We start from the raw sequence: 15,583 nt of genomic DNA on the forward strand, positions 1-15,583 counted from the left end.
TGGGCACAGAAAATTCAAACATTCACGGGCGCTTGTCGGAGATAAGAGCATCAAACTTAGTCCGAAACATCGGAAAACAGGTTATCGCGGGATCCGCTCAACAACTGGTCCAGTTGGATGGTACCTGCATTGATGTCCCGCAGTTCGACCCTGCCATCTCCGTGGCCCAGAACGACCTTGTCGCAGATATCGACGAACAGACCATTTTCCACCACACCCGGCACCTGATTCAGGATCAGCGCCATCTGGCGCGGATTGCCGATGCGTTGCAGGTGCAGATCCAGAATGTGGTTTCCTTCATCGGTTACAAAAGGGGCCTGACCGTTCATGCGCAGCGCAGAGGTGGTCCCCAGAACATCCATTGTGTCCAGCGCTTCTTCGATCAGCGTCCGCGTGGTTTGCCAGCCAAAGGGAACCACCTCGACCGGCAGCGGGAAAGCGCCCAGTGTTTCAACTTCTTTTCCGGCGTCTGCGATGACGACCATCTGATCGCTGGCCGTGGCGACAATCTTTTCCTGAAGATGTGCACCACCGCCGCCTTTGATCAAGTTCAGGTCCGCGTCAAACTCATCTGCGCCGTCAATGGTCAAGTCCAACCATCCGGCCTGATCCAGGGAAATGACCTCGATTCCAACCTCACGTGCAAGCTGGGCCGTTCGGGTCGACGTGGGCACGCCCTTGATCTGCAAGCCTTCGCCTCGTACGCGCTCACCCAAGCGGCGTACCAACCAAGCGGCTGTAGATCCCGTTCCCAGGCCCACACGCATTCCGTCTTCGACCATCTCGGCCGCACGGCACGCGGCCACGTATTTTGCAGTGTCGATGGGCGATAGATCTCCGGTCATGGCAGCTTTCCAAAGTTGGCCTGCCGAAGTTATAGGGAAAGCCTCGGGTGACTGCGACCCCAATTTGTGACCCAGCGAACTCAAAGATACCAAAGTACTACGCGTTTCCTATCGGAAACGTCGCAATCATGTCTTACAAGACCATCTTTGAGCTATAAGTTGCCGCCATGTCGAAGCCCTACCGCCTGCACTATACCCCTGATAACGCCTCGCTGGTAATCCGCCTGGTGCTAGAAGAGATAGGTGCGCCTTTTGACACGGTCCTGGTGGATCGGCGCCAGAATGCGCAGGACAGTACAGCCTTTCGGGCACTCAATCCCAACGGTCAAATCCCAGTGTTGGAAACGCTGCAAGGGCCAATCTTTGAAACAGCGGCCATCCTGCTTTGGCTATCCGAACAACATGGCCAGCTGGCCCCTGCAAAAGATGACCCGGAACGCGCAGGCTTTCTGAAGTGGTTGTTCTTTGCGTCCAACACGCTTCACGCCGATCTGCGTATCGTGTTTTATGCCGAGAAATACATCGACCCACGGCAGGCCGACAAATTGCGGGCCGCTACACATCCTCGCCTGAGACGTCACCTTCAATTGCTGGACGCAATGGCCAAAAGCGCGCCGGGTTGGTTCTGTGCAGATCACCCTTCCGTTCTGACCTACTATGTCGCGTGCATGATGCGCTGGATGGCGCTTTACCCTGCTATGACAGACCGAAGCTGGTATCAACTGACAGACACGCCTTGCCTGCAAACGCTGTTAATGAAGCTTGAAACACGCCCGGCGACCCGCTCGGCCATTTTGGCCGAAGGTCTTGGGGCCAACCCGTTCACCTCCCCTGTTCACCCAACCCCTCCAGAAGGCTCAGCTATCTGATATGTTTCTCTCTGTCTTCGATATGTTCAAAGTGGGCATCGGCCCGTCCTCCTCCCACACCATGGGACCCATGGTGGCTGCTGCGCGCTTCCTTGATATGATGCGTGCCTCGCCGTTTGAATTTTCCGGTCTTAAAGGGTCGCTGCACGGCTCGTTGGCCTTTACCGGTGTCGGCCACGCGACCGACCGGGCGACAATCCTGGGTTTGGCCGGTTTTGTACCGGACACCTATGACAACAACAAAGCCGAGGCTGCTTTGGCAGATATTGCCAGCACGCATACGGTCACCCCTGAAGGGTTGCCAACCCTACAGTTTGACCCCAAAGCCGATCTGGTTTTCGACTATGACAACACCCTGCCCGGGCACGCCAATGGCATGATTCTGATGGCAACGGACGCACAGGGTGACGTGATCCTGCGACAGGTGTTCTATTCCATCGGCGGCGGATTTGTCCTGACCGAAGAAGAACTGGCCGAGGGCAAAGCAACCGACGAAGGCGCTCCGGTGCCGTTCCCTTTCAAATCCGCGGCCGAGATGCTGGAGATGGCAAAATCCAGCGGCAAGAGTATTGCTGACATGAAGCGTGAAAATGAAATCGCGCGGGGTTGCGCCGACAGCTTTGCCAGAGGCTCCGCCCGTCTTTGGGAGGTCATGAACGCCTGCATCGAACGGGGATTAGCCACAGACGGTATCCTTCCGGGTGGGTTGAAAGTACGTCGTCGCGCCAAGGGCATTTATGATGCTCTAATGGCTGAACGTGGTATGAACCTGACCGCCCCACACACAATCAACGACTGGATGAGCGTCTACGCGATGGCGGTCAACGAAGAGAACGCTGCCGGTGGGCAGGTTGTAACGGCCCCTACCAACGGCGCGGCCGGCGTTCTACCTGCGGTGCTGCGCTATTATCTGGATCACGTGCCTGGCGCTTCGGAAAGCCATATCGAAGATTTCCTGCTGACCGCTGCTGCGATAGGCGGGCTGGTCAAATTCAATGCCTCGATCTCAGGCGCTGAAGCAGGATGTCAGGCCGAGGTCGGCAGCGCGTCTGCCATGGCCGCTGCTGGGCTCTGTGCCGTGATGGGCGGAACACCTGAACAGGTAGAGAACGCCGCCGAGATTGCTCTGGAACATCACCTGGGCATGACATGCGATCCCGTTGCGGGTCTAGTTCAGGTGCCTTGTATCGAACGCAACGGATTGGGAGCCATCAAGGCAGTGTCCGCCGCGTCATTATCCCTGCGTGGGGATGGCGAACATTTCGTGCCATTGGATTCGGTAATCGAGACCATGCGCCAGACGGGTCATGACATGCACGAGAAGTATAAGGAAACCTCGCTTGGTGGATTGGCGGTGAACGTGCCAAACTGCTGATCGCAAAATAATGTGGGGGTCGTAATGCGTGGACATTGCCTGTGCGGCGCAATCAAATACGAAGTCGACTCTTCGCCATTGTCTTGCGTGACATGTCACTGCGACAGTTGCCGTCGCCAATGCGCCGCCCCGATGACCACCTACTTCGCCGTCCGCGACGGCCAATGGCGCTGGACCGGGGAAGAACCCAAGCGCTTTAACTCCTCACCCGGAGTTGAGCGCAGCTTTTGCCCGCATTGCGGTACACCGATCTCGTTCCGTTCGGCCAAGATGTCGGATGTGCTGCATCTGTACGTGGCGACATTAGAGGTGCCTGATGACCTGCAGCCCACGCTGCATGTTTCCCATGAAGAAAAGCTGAGCTGGCTGCACCTTGATGACGGTTTACCCACCTGCGTAGGGCCAGATTACACCAAGGTTCAGCCTTTGCCGAAAGACTAACATCCAGCCTTTCCACTGTACCGTGAAACGGCTAGCGTCGCGGACATGACTCAGGATCGTCCCGTTTTTGGCATTGTCTTAATGCTTGGCTTTTGCCTGCTTGCCCCATTGGGCGACTCGATGGCCAAACTGTTGGGCGAGACCACCCCACTGGGGTTGCTGGTAACGGTCCGCTTTGCAGTTCAGGCCCTGATCCTGATCCCTCTGGTTGCACTGACCGGCAGACCTTGGCGGATGCGTGGCCGCATCCTGCGACTGACGATAATCCGCACGTTTCTGCACATCATTGGCATCACCGCAATGTTCAGCGCGTTGCAGTTCCTGCCTCTGGCGGATGCCATCGCAATCGCCTTTGTTATGCCGTTTATCATGTTGTTGCTGGGCAAGTTTGTTCTGGGTGAAGAGGTTGGCGCACGCCGTCTGATCGCCTGCATCGTAGGTTTCATCGGCACGCTTCTAGTCATCCAACCCAGCTTTGCCGAGGTTGGCGCACCTGCACTGCTGCCCCTTATCGTCGCTGTTGTGTTTGCTCTTTTTATGCTGGTCACACGGCAAATCGCCAAAGAGACAGACCCTGTGTCGTTACAGGCGGTATCAGGTGTTCTTGCGACTCTGGTACTGGCCCCGGTTCTGGTGATCGGAACGCATCTGGATGTGTGGGAGATTTCTGTGACCCTGCCTGCCCCGGACATGTACTGGCTGTTGATTGCGATCGGGGTCTTGGGAACCGTTGCACACCTGCTGATGACCTGGTCGTTGCGTTATGCGCCCTCAGCCACGCTGGCACCGATGCAGTACCTGGAAATCCCTGTTGCAACCCTAATCGGCTGGGTCATCTTCAGCGACCTGCCTGACGGGCTTGCCGCGCTTGGCATTACGATAACAATCGCTGCCGGGCTCTATGTCATTCTTCGCGAGCGGGCCACTGCCCGGTCTGCTCCGACAGAAACACCTGCATAAGTGGATCCAACGCAGAACGCGGGATCATGATCAATAGTCCCGGCCCGTCCATATGCAACTCGACCTCTGCCAGCGCGCGGTTCGATGTGCCCACTTGACCTGCTGGATCGAATTTCAACCCGTCGATTGGCCATTCCAACCCGGTGCTGCGCCCTGTAACCGGGCGCAAAGGAAACAGCGAAACCACGTCGCCGGGATCAACTGGCAGACGGATGTGTGGCGGTGCGTGAAAAACCACTTCATGTTCGCCCAACAGAATACACGCCTGATCTTGTCGCCTGACCAGGGTATTCAATACGGCCAATTGATGATCCAGCCGCCCCCCCAGAAACCCCGCACCCAAAATCAGCGGACATTGCGTGCTGCGCAACGCTTTATCGAAGTCCGTACTATCCTGCTCGCGGATCGGGAATAGACGCTCGGTCGGTATTTTTGCCTGTGTCGACGCGCTCAGCGAATCGAAATCGCCGATAACGGCATCCGGGATATGACCTGATTCTGTCAAAACCTTTGCACCACCATCAGCGGCCACAACCGATTTGACGCGATTCAGCACCAGATTCAGGTCCTCGGCACCGACAAATCCCCCTCCGAACAGACCAATTGGATCAATCGAGCGTACAATGATCTCGTTTTTATTAAGATTGGCCATTTTTCCCGGATTTGGACACATTAAGACCACAAAATGATAGGTTCATGCAGAAAGTTCCGAGCCAGTGTGTGCTCCCGATTCCGGGTAAGCTGGCTCTCGTAGTTTGTAAAGGACGTGCGTCTGATGGTACAGAATAACAAGGTATTGACCGTTTCTTATGGAACCTTCTCCTGCACTTTGGAAGGATTTGACGATTCCTTTGAGACGATGAAAGCCATCGCCGAGTATTTTCGCGATCTTGCAGCAGATGACCGCTATTTCGGCTCTGAACCCCCTCAACCTGATGCCGAGATGCTGACACGCATTGCCAGACGCGATGCGTCCCAACGGGTGGAAGCCAGCCAGAACGAATCCGGACTTCTTTTGCGCGCCACACAGACACCTGAGACCCCCCGTCAGGAGCTAGCCCCGCAAGCCGGCGCAATGACCATGGCACACACCCCCACTCACGAGCCACCCAACCCGGCCCCAGCCGGACTTGCCGATGCGGAACCAGTCGGAGAACCCCCTGCTCCAGCGGCTGACAGCATCTCGGCCAAGCTGCAGCGCATTCGCGCAGTTGTCTCTCATTCGGATGTTCCTCCTTCAGCATATTCCGAAGACGAAGACACATCTCTGCTGGCAAGTTCCACCCCCCCTGTGGACGCAGTAGCCGCAGCTTTTGAAGCTGGTGCATTGAAAGCAGAAGATTTTGCCGAACCTGCGGCGCCAATGCCTGAGGAGCCGCAGCAGCCTTTTATCGATGAGGCTGACGCAGAAGAGACAGATGACCTTTCAGCCGAAGCGCCAACAACGTCTGACGAGACGGAAGAAGCTGAAGCAGCAGAAGTCCCAACTGTTGAATCAGAAGAGCAAACTGCGGAAACCGAAGAAATGCATGTGCCCATGACCCCCGAGCACGTGCAAGCCGATGACCTTGAAGACGCTCCCGAAGCGGCGAAACTTCCTGCCGAACCCCTCTTTGCGGAGCTGGAAGAAGATATCGAGGAAGAACTCGAAGAAGAGGACGTTCCAAACATCCTTAACGTCGAGGATGTGACGGTCGAAACTGCCCAGGATGATCAGGACACTCAGACGCATGGGTTGCTGACCGCAGAAGATGAAGAGAACCTGCTGAGCGAGATTTCCGAGATCGAATCTGAGTTTTCTGAACGCTCGAGCCAAAAACTGACTGATGATGTTGATCCCGAACAGGATGTCCTTCGCTTAATGGCCAAAACCGGCGAGCACATGGAAGATCCTTCAAGCAGCGACGCGCGTGAAACTTATTCGCACCTGCGCACAGCGGTTGCCGCGACAGAAGCAGAGCTTGACGACGAAGCCGCTACACATTCGAAGGACGCCGAGTATCGCGGCGATCTGGAATCCGTTGTCAGCCCCCGCCGCCCCCAAGTGAAGGTTACAAGCGCGCGCCCTGAAGCAGACGCTCCGGCCCCGCTGAAACTGGTTGCCGAACAGCGCGTGGACGATCAAAGCGAACCAACTGGTCCTGTCATGCCTCGTCGCGTCACTTCGGATCTAGAAGATACCGGATCGGAAGAAAGCGGCTTTGCGCAGTTTGCACAGGATCAAGGCGCACAATCACTGCCCGATCTGTTGGAAGCAGCAGCAGCTTATCTTTCCTTCATCGAAGGCCAGGAACAGTTCTCGCGCCCGCAACTGATGAACAAAGTCCGCTCTTTGAAGCAGGACGAGTTCAATCGCGAAGAAAGCCTGCGGTCGTTTGGCCAACTGCTGCGCGATGGGAAAATCGAAAAGGCTGGTGGTGGCCGGTTCGCGGCCTCCAATCTGATCGGTTTCCGCCCAGATGACGAGCGCGCAGTCGGCTAACTGCAACAACATCAAAAGACAAAGGGTCGGGTAATTCCCGGCCCTTTTTTGTTGCAGTCTTGGCAAAGCGCGGCGGAAAAAACTCCTGTTAGTGGAAATGCTTAAAAATTTATGCTGCGTCGCAGAATTCTGGTGTAATCTCACGGCAGAAATCTCGTCATGACACCCGTTTCAGACAGAGGTATTGCTATGCAAGACATCATGATTCGACGACTTCGAAAATACGACCAGGCCTTGATAGAAAGCCATTTCAACAGCTTGGATGATGAGGCACTATATTCGCGCTTTGGCACACATGTTCCGTCGCAGGGGCTGCAAAACTATCTCTCCGACATTCTTGCAGATGCAGCATTCATATTCGGAGCCTTCCCAGATTCGTGCCTTCGAGGCGTGGGCGAATTGCGTTTGATACCTGATCATAGGCACCACGTCGCCGAGGCCGCATTTACCGTCGAGAAAGCCTGGCAAGATCAGGGGATTGGCGATGCCTTGTTGTCACGTCTGATTACAATCGCTCAGAACCGAGGGATCAGGGAAGTTCACATGCTTTGCCTTGCGACCAACCAAAAAATGAGACGCCTGGCCGCGAAACACGACGCAGAGCTAACTCTTGTACCAGGTCAGGTCGAGGCGACGCTGACGACCCCTTGGCCTACACCGTTCAGCATGGCCAAGGAATTTACAAGTGAGTACCGCGCGTTTGCACGCGCAGTGCTCAGCTGGCCAAACCAAGCGCCGACATCTCAAGTGGCTCAGGACTGATCGGGGTCTTCTTTCCCGACACCGCGAAAGATGAACTTGAACGGCAAAGCCCAAAGAACGCCCAGGACGACGTAGACCAAAAGCTCCACCCAAATCGGGGGGCGATCCAGCCAGTTCACAACTGTCACCACAGCCACAATGTAGAGTGGCAGACCAATTACAAGGATTACCAACGACCACCGGCGGCGCGCCTTATAACTCAGGCCTGGTTTGTTTTCTTCGGCCATCAGTCTGCAAACGGGTCGGTCACCAGAATGGTGTCGTCCCGCTCCGGGCTGGTGGACAAAAGCGCTACGGGGCATTCTATCAGCTCTTCGACCCGTCGTACGTACTTGATCGCATTGGCGGGCAGATCAGCCCAACTGCGCGCGCCTTCCGTCGACTCGCTCCAGCCCGGCATTTCTTCGTAAATCGGGGTGCAGCGCGCCTGCTGGTCAGCCGCAGTTGGGAGGTAATCCAAACGTTCGCCGTCCAGATCATACCCGGTACAGATTTTCAGTGTTTCAAACCCGTCCAGAACATCCAACTTGGTCAACGAGATGCCGTTTACTCCGCTGGTCGCGCAAGTTTGTTTTACCAAGCAAGCGTCAAACCAGCCACAGCGGCGTTTGCGGCCTGTCGTCGTTCCGAACTCATGGCCGCGCTCACCAAGGCGCTGACCATCCGCATCTTCCAGCTCGGTCGGGAACGGTCCTTCGCCGACCCGTGTGGTGTACGCTTTTACAATACCCAACACGAAATCAATCGAACCCGGCCCAATCCCAACGCCCGTTGCGGCCTGACCCGCGATCACGTTGGACGAGGTCACGAAAGGATAAGTGCCGAAATCGATGTCAAGTAGGGCACCTTGCGCCCCTTCGAATAAGATGCGCTTGCCAGCTTTACGCTTTTCATTCAGCACTTTCCAAACCGGAGCCGCAAAAGGCAAAATCTCCTGCGCGATCTCTTTCAACTGAGTGATCAGTGCATCACGATCAACCGGCTCGATCCCCAGACCTTTGCGCAACGGGTCATGATGCTGCAAGGCACGATCCACGCGGGCTTCAAGGGTTGCTTCGTCCGCCAGATCGGCGACGCGTACGGAACGACGCCCGACCTTGTCTTCGTAGGCGGGCCCAATTCCGCGCCCAGTGGTCCCAATCTTTGTGCCCTTGCTGGCCGCTTCTTCACGCGCACGGTCCAACTCTCCGTGGATCGGCAGAATCAACGGAGTGTTCTCAGCAATCATCAGTGTCTCAGGAGTAATCTCCACACCCTGTGCGCGGATGGTCGCGATTTCCTTGACCAGATGCCAGGGGTCCAACACGACACCATTGCCGATCACGCTCAGCTTGCCGCCGCGCACAACGCCCGAGGGCAGCGCGTGCAGCTTGTAGACTTCGCCATCGATCACCAGCGTATGGCCGGCATTATGCCCGCCCTGAAAACGCGCGATCACGTCCGCCCGTTCGCTGAGCCAGTCGACAATCTTGCCTTTTCCTTCGTCGCCCCATTGAGCGCCGACAACAACCACGTTGGCCATATCCGGTCCTTTTCGTGCTGAGTAATCAAACCCGGCTCGTATAGCGGGGCTCAGACGGCAGGGAAACCGATATTTCGCCGCAGATGATAATCGCGCGGGTGCGCGATGCCTCCGGCGGAGGTATTTTCGGCCAGATGAAGAACGGATCCCCTACTTCATCTGCTCAAAATACCTCGGGGGAGTCGCCCGGAACGGGCGGCGGGGGCAGAGCCCCCAATTTTTGTCAGCGTAGATGCACAGGTTGCCCATGCGGCGTTGTCAAGTACGCGTCCTCCCAAGCCCGGTGCAGCGCTTTTACATCCTGTGGTGGCGCGGCGCCCTGATCGGCAAGCAAATCCTCAAGGGTTTCCAACCACGCCTGGAAATAATCGTCGCCACCATCCAGGTCCCGGGCAATTCCATTTCGCTTTAATGTGTCCGCGAAACGGGCCGCCCAGTCGGACCACGCGAAACGGCCCGCCTCGTTCAGCGCGACTGTGACGGCAAAGACTTGCGCGTGCCAGGGTTGGTCAAAAACGGGCTCTGGGGCCGTATGGGTGACACAGTTGTTCATGTGGGCTCCAAATAGCTTTGCCAGAGATCCAGCACCACTTCGTCGTCGGGATGCTCCGGACTGGCCCAAAGCTCGGATGCCGGGAACGCCACCGCATAGATCGGTTCAGGCGCTTCGCCTAATCCATGCGCATTGGAATCGGGCAGAACATGTGTGCCGTGCAGGCGAAGGATGCGCCCCTTGGCGCCGGACGCATAGATCGGCAACCGTGTGTGGCCACCGTCCACAAAGCGATTTGCTGCGGGCCGGGTCGTGACAACCTCTTGTCCAATTGAATAGCGCACAGAGACATTGGAGGGTCTGTCTGCGGGACCACCTTTGGCCAATGCTGCGGACACTGCCTCTGCTTTCAGCATCTTTTCTGCCAGCGGGTGCGGTTCGTCGTTCCCGCCACCCCGCAGATCTTCAAGGGTCAATACTCCGCTCTCGATCAATAGGTCGGCCAGGCCCGATATCCACTTCTCATAATACGAAAACCGCGTGTAATCCTTGGGTGAGAGGCGTTCGCGCGCATGGCGGGACACATCGATGTTCCATTGCCCCAGAAACCCAGAGGCAAGCGTCACCGCCAAGGCTCGCGCGTGCCAGTCCTCGGCAAAGACAGGTGCATCCTCTGCTTTGGGATTTATCGGCCCATCCCCAAAACGGCCACCCATGTCGTGAACGCGAGTCATGAGGCCACCCTGGGAAAGCCGGTACCGATCATGCTGTCACGTGTCACCAGTGAGGCAAGTTCGTCTTCACTCATCCCATCTGTGCCTTCGGGGCGCATGGGCAGGACGAGGTAGCGAATCTCGGCAGTCGAATCCCAGACCCGCACAGATGTGCCCTCGGGCAAAGTGACGTCGAATTCGGCCAGCACCTTGCGCGGTTCGCGCACGGCGCGGGCGCGGTAGGCATCCGACTTGTACCAGCCGGGCGGGATACCCAATAACGGCCATGGGTAACAGCTGCACAAGGTACAGACGACCATGTTGTGTTGGGCTGGCGTGTTCTCGACAACAACCATGTGTTCGCCCTGTCGACCGTAATAGCCAAGATCCGCCACAACAGGTGTGGCATCTTCCAGCAGGGCCGCCTTGAAAGCCGGGTCGCTCCACGCTTTGGCAACGACGCGCGCGCCATTCTGAGGGCCAATCTTGTTTTGATACGTGTCGATGATTTCGTCCAACGCTGCCGGATCGATCAGCCCTTTGCGGGTCAGAATCGTTTCAAGCGCTTTGACGCGCAGTGCGGGTTCCGGCGGTAACAGGGCGTGCGGGTGGTCGTGATCGTCATGTGGCATGGGCCGCAGCCTGCGTCACTCATCAGCGTTCTGTCCAGTCCCTTTGCCGTGATATGGTATATCACACGTCGTGATGCCAACTCCTGACTTGCCCCCGCGGACAAACTTGCATAAGTACCACGCGATACACGCCACGCTGTACAGGACCACCATGGAAAACGTCGTTCTCATCATCCACCTTCTGTTGGCCTTGGGCCTGATTGCCGTTGTTCTGATGCAGCGGTCCGAAGGCGGTGGCCTTGGCATGGGTGGCGGTGGTGGTGGCGCCATGACGGGCCGCGCAGCGGCAACCGCGCTGGGCAAGCTGACCTGGATTCTGGCCGCTTGCTTTATCGTGACCTCGATCACACTGACCATTCTGGCTGCACAGAAATCCTCGGGCAGCTCAGTGATTGATCGCCTGGGCGTTCCGGCTCCGGCTTCCACCGAAGAAAGCACTCCGGCGATTCCGTCGGCAGATGATCTTCTGCCGCCGGCACAGGGCGACAACGCGCCACTGATCCCGCAAGCGGACTGATCCACAAAACCTAGAAACCTAAAAGAGGACTGCAACAGCATCTTGCGGTTCTCTTGCGCTTTTGGCGCGAATCCTTTATACGTGAAGTCCCGTGATGCAGCGGTTTTTCGGAACCGCCGGGCAGCTGATTTTGACGTCTCACGGGAGCAGCCGAAAAACTATGGCGCGTTTTATTTTCATCACTGGTGGTGTGGTTTCGTCCTTGGGCAAAGGACTGGCTTCGGCGGCTTTGGGATCGCTGTTGCAGGCGCGAGGGTACTCCGTTCGCCTGCGCAAGCTTGACCCCTATCTGAACGTCGACCCAGGCACGATGTCGCCTTTTGAACACGGCGAGGTTTTTGTCACTGACGATGGGGCTGAAACCGATCTGGACCTTGGGCATTATGAACGTTTCACTGGCGTGGCGGCCCGTAAGACCGACTCGGTAAGCTCGGGGCGCATTTATTCGAATGTGCTCGAGAAAGAGCGCCGTGGTGATTACCTGGGCAAAACAATTCAGGTGATCCCTCACGTCACCAATGAGATCAAGGATTTCATTTCAATTGGCGAAGATGAGGTCGATTTCATGCTCTGTGAGATCGGCGGCACCGTCGGCGACATCGAGGGCCTGCCCTTTTTTGAAGCAATCCGTCAGTTCAGCCAGGACAAGCCGCGCGGCCAGTGTATCTTTATGCACCTGACACTGCTGCCCTACATCAAAGCGTCGGGTGAGTTGAAAACCAAGCCGACTCAGCACTCGGTGAAAGAGCTGCGCTCGATTGGTCTGGCACCCGATATTCTGGTCTGCCGCTCTGAAGGCCCGATCCCGACCAAGGAACGCGAGAAACTGGCGCTGTTCTGTAACGTCCGCCCTGACAGCGTGATTGCGGCGCAAGACCTGAGCACCATCTATGATGCACCGCTGGCTTATCACCGGGAAGGTCTGGATCAGGCGGTTCTGGACGCGTTCCAGATCAGCCCTGCCCCGAAACCCGATCTGGCTAAATGGGAAGACGTTAGTGACCGCATCCACAATGCCGAAGGCGAAGTCAAAGTTGCCATCGTCGGCAAATACACTCAGCTCGAGGATGCCTATAAGTCGATTGCTGAGGCTCTGACCCATGGTGGCATGGCCAACCGGGTCAAGGTGAAAATCGAGTGGGTCGATGCCGAGGTATTCGACACAGAAGACGCAGCACCGCATCTGGAAGGCTTCCACGCGATCCTCGTACCCGGCGGATTTGGCGAACGCGGCACCGAAGGCAAGATCAAGGCTGCTCAGTATGCGCGCGAACACAAGGTCCCCTATCTGGGCATTTGTTTGGGCATGCAGATGGCGGTGATCGAAGCGGCACGGAATGCTGCTGGCATCACCGAGGCGGGTTCAGAGGAGTTCGACCACGAGGCCGGAAAAAAACGTTTCGAGCCAGTTGTTTACCACCTGAAAGAATGGGTGCAGGGCAACCACAAGGTTGAACGCAAGGTCGGCGACGACAAAGGCGGCACCATGCGCTTGGGCGCTTATAACGCGGTTCTCGCCGAAGGATCCAAGGTTGCCGGTGTCTATGGCAGCACCCAGATCGAGGAACGCCACCGTCACCGCTATGAGGTCGACATCAAGTATCGCGAACAACTTGAGAAAGCCGGTTTGAACTTTTCAGGCATGTCGCCGGACGGTCGTTTGCCCGAAATCGTGGAATGGTCGGACCACCCTTGGTTCATCGGCGTTCAGTACCACCCGGAACTGAAGTCCAAGCCTTTTGACCCGCACCCGCTGTTCCGCGATTTTGTGCGCGCTGCAAAAGACACCTCGCGTCTGGTGTAATCCCCCGCTGTGTCGGTCTGTCACCCCCACGTTGTTTTGTGGGGGCTGACCTCTTAACTGTATGAGGATGCGAAGTTTCTGCTTCGTGCCTTGGATACAGTTCAGAGATTCAGGAGATTTCCGATGAGCAACGCAACAACCATCACCAACCTCCAACAAGCACTGCATATGGAACTGACAGCGGCGCATCAGTATCAGCTGCACGCCCATGTGCTAGAAGATTGGGGCCTCGACATTCTCGCCGAAAAGATGCGCGGTGAGATGCAAGAGGAGATTGGGCATTCTGACGCCTTCATCGAGCGAATTCTGTTCCTTGGTGGCGTTCCTGAACTTGAGTTTCAGAAAACTCCGGCGGCCGCGGGTTCTTTGGAAGAGATGTTCGCTGCGGATCTGAAGGATGAAACCGAGGCCGTTGATTTCTACACCAAAGCCGCGCTGCAGGCTGCCGAGGTCGGGGATGTCGGCTCGCGTACTCTGTTCGAACGTATCCTTCTGGAAGAAGAAGGTCACAAAGACTGGTTGGACACTCAATTGAACCTGCTGAAGCGTTTGGGTGAGGCGAATTTCAGCGCGAAATTCGTATCTGGCGCGTCAGAGCAAGCCTAACGGTTTTGACCAACCTATCAGACGGCACAGGTATTTGACGGATCTGCACAGCGCCTGTGTCGTCACTTCAAAGTGACGTGTGGGATGGAAAAAACTCTATTCCAGTCCTCTTCAACTGACTAACTGTTGCACAGACCACAACAGGAGAGTTCCGATGACCGATCAGATCCAGAACGCTAAAACCTTCACCAGCCTTCACAAAAAAGGCGATCCGGTCATCCTTTTCAACATCTGGGACGCAGGCAGCGCAGGCGCAGTTCGGGATGCGGGCGCACAGGCCATTGCGACCGGAAGCGCACCGGTTGCCATGGCTCAAGGGTTCAGTGACGGGCAGAACATCCCCCTTGAGGCTGCTTTGGATAATGCCCGCCGCATTGTCTCAGCCGTCGATCTGCCGGTGACACTGGACTTTGAAGGGGCCTATGCGGAAACTTTGCAGGGGGTCGCGGAAAACGTGAAACGTGCGCTGGAATGCGGCGTAGTCGGGTTCAACTTCGAAGATCAGGTCATCGGTGGCGAGGGCCTTTATGACATGGCGGTTCAGGCCAAGCGTGTTGAAGCCATGCGCAAAGCCTGTGAAAGTGCAGGCATCCCCGCGTATGTCAACGCGCGCACCGATCTCTTCCTCAAGACACCGGCTGACACGCATGACCAGGCTATGCTGCAGGATGCCATTGCGCGGGCCGCGGCCTATGAAACGGCGGGCGCCAGTGGATTTTTCGCGCCGGGCCTGAAAGACGAAACAATGATTGGCCAGCTTTGCGAGGCGACCAACCTGCCCGTCAATATCATTGCCCTGCCCGGCACACCTGAAACGTCCAAACTGGCCGAATTGGGCGTGGCGCGTGTCAGCTATGGGCCGGTGCCCTACCGTCAGATGATCACGTGGCTGACCGAGCAGGCGCAGGCCGCCTTGAACTATCAGGGCTAACCGCGCCCAATTCGGTAGTATTGCCTTCCGAAGTAGTTTTCTTCACCTTACGGTTGAACACTGCAAGCTGTGGATACCGGCTCCGAGGGACACGCGATCAATCGGCAATCTTGTGACCATTCAGACCTATGGCAGGTAGTCTTCGCTTGGCGGACCACAAAATATGGAATAACCTGACTTTATGTTGAAAAAATTCTTTCAGGCGCTCAGGCCGCCTCAACATGAACACCTGCCCGACCCGGATGCCGAGCTTGCCCTGGGCGCGCTCATGGTGCGTGTGGCGCAGGCGGATCGGGATTACAAACTGGAGGAGATCAGCCTGATCGACAAGATTCTAGCCCGTCTTTACCAGCATAATGCGATCGAGGCGGCAAAAGTTCGGGCAACTTGCGAAAAGCTTCATGCCGCTGCGCCCGAAACCGACACTTTTGGTAAGCTGATCCGGGAGACGACGGACCTGAAAGAGCGCCTGGCCGCGCTCGATGCTTTGTGGGAAGTTGTTTTGGCCGATGGCAGCACGGATGAAGGCGAGATGAAGATCGTCGAAGAAGCCCGCGTCGCCATGGGTTTGAGCTTTAATGACAGCAAGGCCGCACGCGAACGCGTACAAAGCCGCTTGGATGTGAGTTAG

18 protein-coding genes are annotated in these 15,583 nt (G+C 56.8%); 11 read left to right on the forward strand and 7 right to left on the reverse strand.

Annotation, left to right across the window (positions count from 1 at the left end; translation table 11 throughout):
• Positions 1-56 precede the first annotated feature (56 nt).
• Complete coding sequence (rpiA, locus tag GOV85_RS02685) at positions 57-845, reverse strand: ribose-5-phosphate isomerase RpiA (RefSeq protein WP_171174774.1); 789 nt, start codon at positions 843-845, stop codon at positions 57-59.
• Positions 846-1,012: 167 nt separating this feature from the next.
• Here rpiA and GOV85_RS02690 point away from each other — a divergent pair, with 167 nt between their 5' ends.
• The 4 genes from GOV85_RS02690 to GOV85_RS02705 are packed head-to-tail and all read left to right on the forward strand — an operon-like array spanning position 1,013 to position 4,490.
• Complete coding sequence (locus GOV85_RS02690) at positions 1,013-1,714, forward strand: glutathione S-transferase family protein (RefSeq protein WP_171174776.1); 702 nt, start codon at positions 1,013-1,015, stop codon at positions 1,712-1,714.
• Between the two features lies 1 nt (position 1,715).
• On the forward strand, positions 1,716-3,089 hold the full coding sequence (locus tag GOV85_RS02695; RefSeq protein ID WP_171174778.1) for an L-serine ammonia-lyase: 1,374 nt from the start codon (positions 1,716-1,718) through the stop codon (positions 3,087-3,089).
• A 24-nt stretch (positions 3,090-3,113) separates the two neighbouring features.
• Entirely contained in the window at positions 3,114-3,530 is a 417-nt protein-coding gene (locus GOV85_RS02700) for a GFA family protein (RefSeq protein ID WP_171174780.1), read from the forward strand.
• 45 nt (positions 3,531-3,575) lie between these two features.
• Positions 3,576-4,490, forward strand: coding sequence for a DMT family transporter (locus tag GOV85_RS02705; RefSeq protein WP_171174782.1), 915 nt, complete (start codon positions 3,576-3,578; stop codon positions 4,488-4,490).
• On the opposite strand, the gene GOV85_RS02710 is transcribed toward GOV85_RS02705, so the two are convergent.
• Positions 4,435-5,142 carry a thiamine diphosphokinase gene (locus GOV85_RS02710; protein ID WP_171174784.1) on the reverse strand — a complete coding sequence of 236 codons (708 nt, stop codon included), beginning with the start codon at positions 5,140-5,142 and terminating at the stop codon, positions 4,435-4,437. The two genes, GOV85_RS02705 and GOV85_RS02710, sit on opposite strands and share 56 nt — an antisense overlap.
• Positions 5,143-5,265: 123 nt before the next feature.
• Here GOV85_RS02710 and GOV85_RS02715 point away from each other — a divergent pair, with 123 nt between their 5' ends.
• Together GOV85_RS02715 and GOV85_RS02720 are read left to right on the forward strand one after the other, a co-directional pair.
• Complete coding sequence (locus GOV85_RS02715) at positions 5,266-6,972, forward strand: hypothetical protein (RefSeq protein ID WP_171174786.1); 1,707 nt, start codon at positions 5,266-5,268, stop codon at positions 6,970-6,972.
• 189 nt (positions 6,973-7,161) lie between these two features.
• Positions 7,162-7,734, forward strand: coding sequence for a GNAT family N-acetyltransferase (locus GOV85_RS02720; protein ID WP_171174788.1), 573 nt, complete (start codon positions 7,162-7,164; stop codon positions 7,732-7,734).
• Here the strand turns inward: GOV85_RS02720 and GOV85_RS02725 are convergent.
• The 5 genes from GOV85_RS02725 to nthA form a co-directional block, all read right to left on the reverse strand.
• The gene (locus GOV85_RS02725) at positions 7,725-7,961 is read right to left on the reverse strand and encodes a DUF2842 domain-containing protein (protein ID WP_171174790.1); all 237 of its coding nucleotides are present in this window, start codon (positions 7,959-7,961) and stop codon (positions 7,725-7,727) included. The genes GOV85_RS02720 and GOV85_RS02725 overlap by 10 nt on opposite strands.
• Entirely contained in the window at positions 7,961-9,256 is a 1,296-nt protein-coding gene (locus GOV85_RS02730) for an adenylosuccinate synthase (RefSeq protein ID WP_171174792.1), read from the reverse strand. Before GOV85_RS02730 ends, GOV85_RS02725 begins: the two co-directional genes overlap by 1 nt.
• 223 nt (positions 9,257-9,479) lie before the next feature.
• Entirely contained in the window at positions 9,480-9,809 is a 330-nt protein-coding gene (locus GOV85_RS02735; protein ID WP_171174794.1) for a nitrile hydratase accessory protein, read from the reverse strand.
• Positions 9,806-10,483, reverse strand: a complete 678-nt coding sequence (gene nthB / locus GOV85_RS02740) for a nitrile hydratase subunit beta (protein ID WP_171174796.1) — start codon at positions 10,481-10,483, stop codon at positions 9,806-9,808. The genes GOV85_RS02735 and nthB overlap by 4 nt, the downstream gene beginning before the upstream one ends.
• Entirely contained in the window at positions 10,480-11,094 is a 615-nt protein-coding gene (gene nthA, locus GOV85_RS02745; protein ID WP_171174798.1) for a nitrile hydratase subunit alpha, read from the reverse strand. The genes nthB and nthA overlap by 4 nt, the downstream gene beginning before the upstream one ends.
• Positions 11,095-11,245: 151 nt before the next feature.
• On the opposite strand from nthA, the gene secG reads away from it, so the two are divergent.
• The 5 genes from secG to GOV85_RS02770 all read left to right on the forward strand — a co-directional run bounded on the left by secG (position 11,246) and on the right by GOV85_RS02770 (position 15,583).
• Entirely contained in the window at positions 11,246-11,611 is a 366-nt protein-coding gene (gene secG, locus GOV85_RS02750) for a preprotein translocase subunit SecG (RefSeq protein WP_171174800.1), read from the forward strand.
• A 160-nt stretch (positions 11,612-11,771) separates the two neighbouring features.
• Positions 11,772-13,415, forward strand: coding sequence for a CTP synthase (locus GOV85_RS02755; protein ID WP_171174802.1), 1,644 nt, complete (start codon positions 11,772-11,774; stop codon positions 13,413-13,415).
• 123 nt (positions 13,416-13,538) lie between these two features.
• Positions 13,539-14,021 (forward strand): bacterioferritin, encoded by a 483-nt coding sequence (locus tag GOV85_RS02760; RefSeq protein ID WP_171174805.1) that lies wholly within the window; start codon positions 13,539-13,541, stop codon positions 14,019-14,021.
• Between the two features lie 154 nt (positions 14,022-14,175).
• Complete coding sequence (locus GOV85_RS02765; RefSeq protein ID WP_171174807.1) at positions 14,176-14,952, forward strand: isocitrate lyase/phosphoenolpyruvate mutase family protein; 777 nt, start codon at positions 14,176-14,178, stop codon at positions 14,950-14,952.
• Between the two features lie 181 nt (positions 14,953-15,133).
• The gene (locus GOV85_RS02770) at positions 15,134-15,583 is read left to right on the forward strand and encodes a TerB family tellurite resistance protein (RefSeq protein WP_171174809.1); all 450 of its coding nucleotides are present in this window, start codon (positions 15,134-15,136) and stop codon (positions 15,581-15,583) included.

Origin of the sequence: Ruegeria sp. HKCCA4633 (assembly GCF_013034605.1) — a bacterium.
Taxonomy (GTDB): Bacteria; Pseudomonadota; Alphaproteobacteria; order Rhodobacterales; family Rhodobacteraceae; genus Ruegeria.

Excerpts from the sequence above, each read along its gene's own strand:
- rpiA (WP_171174774.1), bottom strand. The coding sequence starts at position 845 with ATGACCGGAGATCTATCGCCCATCGACACTGCAAAATACGTGGCCGCG.
- GOV85_RS02690 (WP_171174776.1), top strand. The coding sequence starts at position 1,013 with ATGTCGAAGCCCTACCGCCTGCACTATACCCCTGATAACGCCTCGCTG.
- GOV85_RS02695 (WP_171174778.1), top strand. The coding sequence starts at position 1,716 with ATGTTTCTCTCTGTCTTCGATATGTTCAAAGTGGGCATCGGCCCGTCC.
- GOV85_RS02700 (WP_171174780.1), top strand. The coding sequence starts at position 3,114 with ATGCGTGGACATTGCCTGTGCGGCGCAATCAAATACGAAGTCGACTCT.
- GOV85_RS02705 (WP_171174782.1), top strand. The coding sequence starts at position 3,576 with ATGACTCAGGATCGTCCCGTTTTTGGCATTGTCTTAATGCTTGGCTTT.
- GOV85_RS02710 (WP_171174784.1), bottom strand. The coding sequence starts at position 5,142 with ATGGCCAATCTTAATAAAAACGAGATCATTGTACGCTCGATTGATCCA.
- GOV85_RS02715 (WP_171174786.1), top strand. The coding sequence starts at position 5,266 with ATGGTACAGAATAACAAGGTATTGACCGTTTCTTATGGAACCTTCTCC.
- GOV85_RS02720 (WP_171174788.1), top strand. The coding sequence starts at position 7,162 with ATGCAAGACATCATGATTCGACGACTTCGAAAATACGACCAGGCCTTG.
- GOV85_RS02725 (WP_171174790.1), bottom strand. The coding sequence starts at position 7,961 with ATGGCCGAAGAAAACAAACCAGGCCTGAGTTATAAGGCGCGCCGCCGG.
- GOV85_RS02730 (WP_171174792.1), bottom strand. The coding sequence starts at position 9,256 with ATGGCCAACGTGGTTGTTGTCGGCGCTCAATGGGGCGACGAAGGAAAA.
- GOV85_RS02735 (WP_171174794.1), bottom strand. The coding sequence starts at position 9,809 with ATGAACAACTGTGTCACCCATACGGCCCCAGAGCCCGTTTTTGACCAA.
- nthB (WP_171174796.1), bottom strand. The coding sequence starts at position 10,483 with ATGACTCGCGTTCACGACATGGGTGGCCGTTTTGGGGATGGGCCGATA.
- nthA (WP_171174798.1), bottom strand. The coding sequence starts at position 11,094 with ATGCCACATGACGATCACGACCACCCGCACGCCCTGTTACCGCCGGAA.
- secG (WP_171174800.1), top strand. The coding sequence starts at position 11,246 with ATGGAAAACGTCGTTCTCATCATCCACCTTCTGTTGGCCTTGGGCCTG.
- GOV85_RS02755 (WP_171174802.1), top strand. The coding sequence starts at position 11,772 with ATGGCGCGTTTTATTTTCATCACTGGTGGTGTGGTTTCGTCCTTGGGC.
- GOV85_RS02760 (WP_171174805.1), top strand. The coding sequence starts at position 13,539 with ATGAGCAACGCAACAACCATCACCAACCTCCAACAAGCACTGCATATG.
- GOV85_RS02765 (WP_171174807.1), top strand. The coding sequence starts at position 14,176 with ATGACCGATCAGATCCAGAACGCTAAAACCTTCACCAGCCTTCACAAA.
- GOV85_RS02770 (WP_171174809.1), top strand. The coding sequence starts at position 15,134 with ATGTTGAAAAAATTCTTTCAGGCGCTCAGGCCGCCTCAACATGAACAC.